Here is a 6,212-nt window from a genome sequence, read left to right as displayed (position 1 = left end):
GGCGACCCGCTATGACCGATGCCCCAAGGTCTTTCTATCGACCATCGCTCTCGCGGCTGTCGTCATCTATTGGTTATGAATCCTGACCCTAGAGAGTATGAAGCGGATGCGATGGCAGCGCTTGCTTGTGAAGCTCCTGTTTCGGCAAAATAAAGAGCCACTAGCGTACCGGAAGCCGCCGTCACCAACTGTATGGCCGCCATCGCCAGCATGACAGATCGTAGTGTTATGAGTTGTGCCTGCACCACCACTCTTCCGTTATTCAGCTTCGTCTCTATGCCGGCCAAGGGAACACAGCCATAGCACTATTCGCAATTGAAAATGCGTTCGAGTAGATCGCCGGCACGACCATGATCTACCGGTCAATCTGTAGGCTACGTCGCAACTACACTTACTCGGGATTGAATTTTTGTACTCGTGTACGCCGACTAGGTGTCCGTCGTCAGACAGTTTTGAGAGCTTCTGGGTCGTCGAAGGTCAGCTTTACTTTGTCTGAACGCTTTTTTGCCTTCTGTTTCGGGCTGAGAGCAGACATTAATCAGATAGTGTCTAATGACAGCAAAATCCGCAGAGGCAGCCTTTCGTACTCGTTCCTATGAACGGCCATCACTCAACCAGAGATCGCTTCACATAAAACCGCTTCAGCGATGTTCGCGGTTTGTTATGGTTAGCACTTTCAAGTTTTGGTTGTTCTAAGCGACCAGTAGGCCGACATTGTGTTGGATGTATCTTGATATCCTCTTGGCGCAACAATGCACCAATTCGTCGCCTTCGCTCGAATGTCTGCAATTTCGCTAGCACTTGGATTAGAATCGAGCTTTCAGCGTAGGCGCTTAATTTTGCCGGTCATTCGCAAGCCATCACGAATGTTCAGTCCCATCATTGTGAGGTTGGCCGCCCCGGCGATCAGCTCAACCACCTGAACCGTGTAAAATGTACTGTCGAACTCGCCAGCGGCAGCTTTGCCAGCCAGAAACCAGGCTGCGGGTACGAGAATCAGCAAGCCGTTTAGCGCGATTTTCGGCATTCGGGCCTTCTTGGCTTTCGTAAGCGCATCCTTGCGTTTCCGGCCCATTACCATGCCCGATCCGCCAGCAATCGCCATTGCCGGTATGAGGATGAACATGCCTTTTAGGATCAATGCCTTGACGGTTGCGACTGTTTCATGGCTCGCAAAGAGCTCGCTGGTGGCCGTTGATGTCCAGAAAAGGAGGATCATCACAAAGCCGATGCCGCCTGCGATGGCGTGAATCTTGGTTCTCATTGCGGTTCCCTCAAATTGGCTTCTGGAAAGGGCTTCGTCAGGCCGTGCAGCAATTTGGCACCGCAACCTTCTCGAACAGATGGGGGGCGGTTACAGCGCTTGAGGGATAGTGGCTGAGCTGCTGCTGAAACTCGGGGTTTGAAAACGCGGCGCGAAAGTCCGCCACAGCCTCCCAGACCGCGTAGTTCATATACATGCTGCCGTCACCAATGGCTTTATGCAGCTGGGTGCTGATGTAACCTGGCTGCTTTTTCATCCATTCGGCATCGCTCTTCCAAGCTTCAACCAAGGCGATTTGGTCAACAGGATCGACTGTGAAGAGATTGACGAGAACGACGGGTCCAGCGTCGACGCCCAATTGCCGTTCAATGGGAAACTCCGGGTCTAGGGGTTTGAAACTTACCATTGCAGTACTCCTTGAAAGCAACTTCATTTTGGTGTCATGTTGTCATATTTAGGAAGCACCAAACACAATGACAATATGTTGTCAAATAAAATGAGGAGTCGATATGCCTAACGAGCGAAGGACCGAAGCAGGAGAAGCCGTCACAGCCTTGATACTGGATGTGTTTCGGCTGAACGGTCGATTGCAGCTTGCCGGTGATCGGCTCGTATCAGAACTGGGTCTAACAAGTGCCCGATGGCAGATCCTTGGTGCCATTGCCTATTCTGATCGACCGGAATCCGTTGCCTGGCATGCACGGACGATGGGCGTTCACCGGCAGGGCGTACAACGGATCATCAATGAATTGAGCAAAGAAGGCATGGTGGAGTTTCAGCCGAACCCACACCACAAGCGGGCGCACTTGGTCGTACTGACCCCAAAGGGGCAGGAGTTATACGAAGCCGCGATTGCGAAGCAAATCCCATGGGTGAATGAACTCTCGGAAGGTCTGCCGCCCGATGATATTGCGACAGCGCGAAATGTTGTTGACCGTCTCAAAACACGCCTTGAAGAAGCCTCAATACGAGAGGTTCAGACCCCAAATCAGAGCTGACGCTTATCCAGAGTGCAGCATCGGTTATTCTGGGCTTGGAACCGACCTCTGAGGCAATCCAGCAATAAGTGTAACGAAAATGGTCAACGTCGGGTTCGAGAGGAACACGATGCTGGGGCTTCGCTGTTGCTCTATCATATTGCGCCAAAGGAACATCAGAACACGCCAAAGGGTTTCAAGCCTCTGGCGCGGTGGAAATCACATGCGAATATAGGATGCGCTAATACACTCGCTTCAGGAGGCGAAATCGCCAAACCGTCTTTACCCAATGGCCAAGTCTATTACACAGTTGGCCAAGTTGTTGAGAATCTCGCCCGAGAAGGTGTTTCTCCGAGCCGGGTTTCCACGTGATTTCCTGCGCAACGAGGGCAAGGGGGTCACGCCCGCGCAAGTTTTCGATCTGTGGCAGGCAGTTGAAGAAGAAGCCAAGCGCCCAGAATTGCCGCTCGTCTTGGGCAAACTCTTTGCTCATGCGCCATTCACGCCCGCGATATTCTCTTTCTCCTGCTCGCCCGATGTACGTACCGGGCTTCAACGACTGTCGGTGTTCAAACCGCTGATGGCACCGATCACTCTGGACCTGTCCGAGGACGATGATTGCCTTCATGTTGCAATCGGTTCAGTCGATCCCACCATTCAAATCCCACCGCGAATGCTCTGGTTCGAAGCACTTTACCTGCTGGAGTGCGCCCGTTGCCACACTGCCGAGCATATCGTGCCAGCACACGTGAAGCTTCCAGTCATTGAACATCCGGGTGAGGAATTACTTTCGTATCTGGGACGCCACCCAACGCCTGGCGCAAGCATTTCCCTTCGTCGCGAAGACGCGGACCTGCCCCTGATCACTGAAAACGAGGAAGCCTGGCCGGAATTTGAAAAGCAACTTCGTCGCAAGATGGAGTCTTATGAAACAGACACGCCCATCGTGATGCGCGCCAAGCGGGCTCTACATGACATGTTGCCTTCCGGTGAGGCAAATATTGAGGCGATGTGCAAGAGGATGGCCATGTCCAAGCGCACGTTGCAACGCCAACTGAAGGAGCAAGGTGAGACCTTCCAAACTCTGCTGGAATCAACCCGTTTAGAACTGGCGATGCACTATCTGAGTGAGGAGGGGCTAAACGTCGAGGAAATCTCTTATTTGCTGGCATACCGCGAGCCGAACTCATTCTATCGCGCGTTCCAAAGCTGGACCGGCATGACCCCGGCCGAGGTGAGGGATATGTCGGAACTTAGTCCGCGCCCACAACGCAAGTGAACTGCCGCGCTATCGTACGCTCCAATCTGCGTTTGTATCCGGAGATTCCGAACGCATCGACTTGGACCAAACGGAGCAAATGATCCGGTACAAGACAAGTTGTCCAAAACAATTGGAGAAAATAATGGCAAACACACAGCAAGTTGCGCTCGTTACCGGTGCATCGTCGGGCATGGGTAAAGTGATTGCTCAGCAACTGATCAAGGATGGATTGACTGTCGTCGCCGCCGCCCGACGGGTGGAGCAAATGGACGATCTGAAAGCGCTCGGCGCGCATCCTGTTGCCATGGATGTCTCGGATGAGGCCAGTCGCAAATCCGCTGTCGCTGAGATCACCAACAAGTTCGGGGGCGCGGATGTGATGGTGAACAATGCGGGTTTCGGACTTTATGGTGCGGTCGAAGACGTGCCGATCGAGGAAGCACGCTATCAGATGGACGTGAATCTGTTCGGTGCTGCTGCGTTGATACAGGAACTGCTTCCCTACATGCGCGAGAAACGTGCGGGCAAGATCATCAACATAACGTCGATGGGTGGCAAGATCTATACGCCCTTGGGTGCTTGGTATCATGCCTCGAAACACGCTCTCGAAGGTTTGTCTGACTGCCTGCGCCTTGAGCTGAAACAGTTTGGTATTGACGTGGTTGTGGTCCAACCCGGCATCATTCAGACCTCTTTCGGAAATGTTGTCGAAGGCCCGATGCTGAAGTTTTCGGGCAATACGGCCTATGGACCGATGGCCAAAACCGTCGCCAAGGCAACCGCCGAAAACTACAAGGATGGTGGCGGCTCGTCTCCACAAGTGATTGCAGATGTTGTGTCCCGGGCGGTGAAGGCCCGCAGACCCAAGACCCGCTACGCCGCCGGAAAATACGCAAGCTTGATGATGGGCGTCCGCAAATGGTTGGGCGACCGTGCTTTCGACCGCATGGTCATGTCGATCGCTCGCTGATCCTGCTTTCCCCAACTCGCTCCGACCGAACACTTAAGGACAATCAGATGAAAACCAACAACGCCATTACTCACTTGAACCCGCAGAAATGGGCCGACACCTCTCCCGCCGAGAGGTTAGCCCTACTGGAAGCTGTACGCGAAAACCTAAAGAAATTTGGCGGTGAACTCGCTGTCTCGGACACGGCCATGAAGAATGATCAGATGGGTGAAGAGATTTATACTGACCCGTTATCAATGATCGCCACGATTGTTCCGATGGCCAATACCGTTTCTGCTGCAATCGACGTTTATGAAGGCATCGTGCATGGAAAGATGCCGGAGCCGATTAGCATCACCAAAGTTGGTAATGATCGCTATGACATTGCGGTCTTCCCAATCGACACCAAGGACAAGCTGATGAACGGCGACCGGAAGGATTTCATTCGGGTCAAGGGCGAACCGAAGCAAGTGAATCCGATGGACAAATCTGCCGGGATCACCGCCGTATTGGGCGCAGGGAACTATTCGTCGTCTTTGGAGATGCTCAAGGCAATCTTCTTCGACAACAAGGTCGTGGTGCACAAACCACACCACCTGAATGCCGATAGCGATAAGGTTTGGGAAAAGGTCATGGCCCCGCTGATCGATCATCAAGCCCTGGCTTTCGCTGATCACGACCAAGGCCGTGTGCTGACGACTGATACCAGGATCGACAAGATCTACTTTACGGGCGGTGCGGGTACCGCCAAAGCAATTCAAAGCGCCACCCAGGCCGAATTGATCTCCGAATGCGGAGGCAACAACCCGGTGATCATCGTGCCGGGCGACCGCCCTTGGACCGATAAGGAAATCGCTCATCAAGCACACCAGATCGTCACGATTAACAAGCTCAACGGTGGAGCTGTCTGCGGTCGGGTTCAAACATTGGTTACCTCGAAACACTGGGCCCAGCGGGATCAGTTCCTGGATGCCATTCGCAAGGCGATCGTCGAAGACACGCCCGCCGAGGGCACCTATTATCCGGGGGCTGGCGAGGTGAAAGACGGGTTCCTCAACGCCTATCCGCAAGCTGAGCGGCTGTCACCGGAGGGCGGTCTGTTCAAGGCGGCTGAAAACCTGCTGATCACCGGGATCGAAGTGGACAGTTATGGCACACGCAACGAGGCTTTCTGCCAGATCACAGGTGAGGTGCCGTTGGACGTGCCTGCCAACGCTACCGAATTCCTGCCCGCTGCAGTTGCCTTCTGCAATGAAAAGCTGCTTGGCACGTTGGGCAGCGCAATCCTGATCGACGAGGACACCAAGAAAACGCATCAGGCTGCTCTGGACCGAGCGATAACTGATATGGAGTACGGCGCAATTGCCGTAAACGCCATGCCACCATTCATCTTCCTTTCACCCTGGTTGACATGGGGCGGCAACGAAGAAGGCAAGGAGTTCGTCTCGGGAGTCGGCAATTTCGGCAACGCCATGTGCTTCGAGAATGTCGAGAAATCGATCTTGACTGCTGGCTTCATGTCGCCTGGTCACATGATAAAAACCAACAAGGGCGCCTTTGACACGCTGGCTACGGAAATGGCCAATTATGCGGTTGAGCCATCCTGGCGAAACCTAACATGCCTGATGGGTGGTGCTATCATGGGTGGTTTCCGTCGGAAGGATTTCTGAGGCCAGTAACCCGGAGCCACGGTGCGTTGTACGTGATGACCCTAATACCATTTTGGCGGTAGGGTTTGAGGTTGTGGGCGTTTTTTCAAAA

6 protein-coding genes are annotated in these 6,212 nt (G+C 53.6%); 4 read left to right on the top strand and 2 right to left on the bottom strand.

Annotated elements, in window-relative coordinates; all coding sequences use genetic code 11:
* Positions 1–820: 820 nt before the first annotated feature.
* Both ACR0AY_RS20895 and ACR0AY_RS20890 read right to left on the bottom strand, forming a co-directional pair.
* Positions 821–1,264, bottom strand: a complete 444-nt coding sequence (locus ACR0AY_RS20895) for a hypothetical protein (RefSeq protein WP_170516043.1) — start codon at positions 1,262–1,264, stop codon at positions 821–823.
* Positions 1,265–1,301: 37 nt separating this feature from the next.
* A complete protein-coding gene (locus ACR0AY_RS20890; RefSeq protein WP_480454551.1) occupies positions 1,302–1,697 on the bottom strand; it encodes an antibiotic biosynthesis monooxygenase family protein in 396 nt (131 codons plus the stop codon).
* A 76-nt stretch (positions 1,698–1,773) separates the two neighbouring features.
* Here ACR0AY_RS20890 and ACR0AY_RS20885 point away from each other — a divergent pair, with 76 nt between their 5' ends.
* The 4 genes from ACR0AY_RS20885 to ACR0AY_RS20870 all read left to right on the top strand — a co-directional run bounded on the left by ACR0AY_RS20885 (position 1,774) and on the right by ACR0AY_RS20870 (position 6,121).
* Positions 1,774–2,262, top strand: coding sequence for a MarR family winged helix-turn-helix transcriptional regulator (locus ACR0AY_RS20885; RefSeq protein WP_170516045.1), 489 nt, complete (start codon positions 1,774–1,776; stop codon positions 2,260–2,262).
* Positions 2,263–2,530: 268 nt separating this feature from the next.
* Complete coding sequence (locus ACR0AY_RS20880; protein ID WP_170516047.1) at positions 2,531–3,520, top strand: AraC family transcriptional regulator; 990 nt, start codon at positions 2,531–2,533, stop codon at positions 3,518–3,520.
* Positions 3,521–3,644: 124 nt separating this feature from the next.
* Positions 3,645–4,472 (top strand): oxidoreductase, encoded by an 828-nt coding sequence (locus ACR0AY_RS20875; protein ID WP_170516049.1) that lies wholly within the window; start codon positions 3,645–3,647, stop codon positions 4,470–4,472.
* Positions 4,473–4,519: 47 nt separating this feature from the next.
* Complete coding sequence (locus ACR0AY_RS20870) at positions 4,520–6,121, top strand: aldehyde dehydrogenase family protein (RefSeq protein ID WP_170516051.1); 1,602 nt, start codon at positions 4,520–4,522, stop codon at positions 6,119–6,121.
* The last annotated feature ends 91 nt before the right edge of the window (positions 6,122–6,212 follow it).

It is taken from the genome of Ruegeria sp. A5 (assembly GCF_056543005.1).
The sequence above is the reverse complement of the archived record's forward strand: the minus strand, read 5'-3'. Positions and strand labels throughout refer to the sequence as shown.

Bases quoted from the DNA above. Each gene is read 5' to 3' on its own strand.
- ACR0AY_RS20895 (WP_170516043.1), bottom strand. From the start codon at position 1,264: ATGAGAACCAAGATTCACGCCATCGCAGGCGGCATCGGCTTTGTGATG.
- ACR0AY_RS20890 (WP_480454551.1), bottom strand. From the start codon at position 1,697: ATGAAGTTGCTTTCAAGGAGTACTGCAATGGTAAGTTTCAAACCCCTA.
- ACR0AY_RS20885 (WP_170516045.1), top strand. From the start codon at position 1,774: ATGCCTAACGAGCGAAGGACCGAAGCAGGAGAAGCCGTCACAGCCTTG.
- ACR0AY_RS20880 (WP_170516047.1), top strand. From the start codon at position 2,531: ATGGCCAAGTCTATTACACAGTTGGCCAAGTTGTTGAGAATCTCGCCC.
- ACR0AY_RS20875 (WP_170516049.1), top strand. From the start codon at position 3,645: ATGGCAAACACACAGCAAGTTGCGCTCGTTACCGGTGCATCGTCGGGC.
- ACR0AY_RS20870 (WP_170516051.1), top strand. From the start codon at position 4,520: ATGAAAACCAACAACGCCATTACTCACTTGAACCCGCAGAAATGGGCC.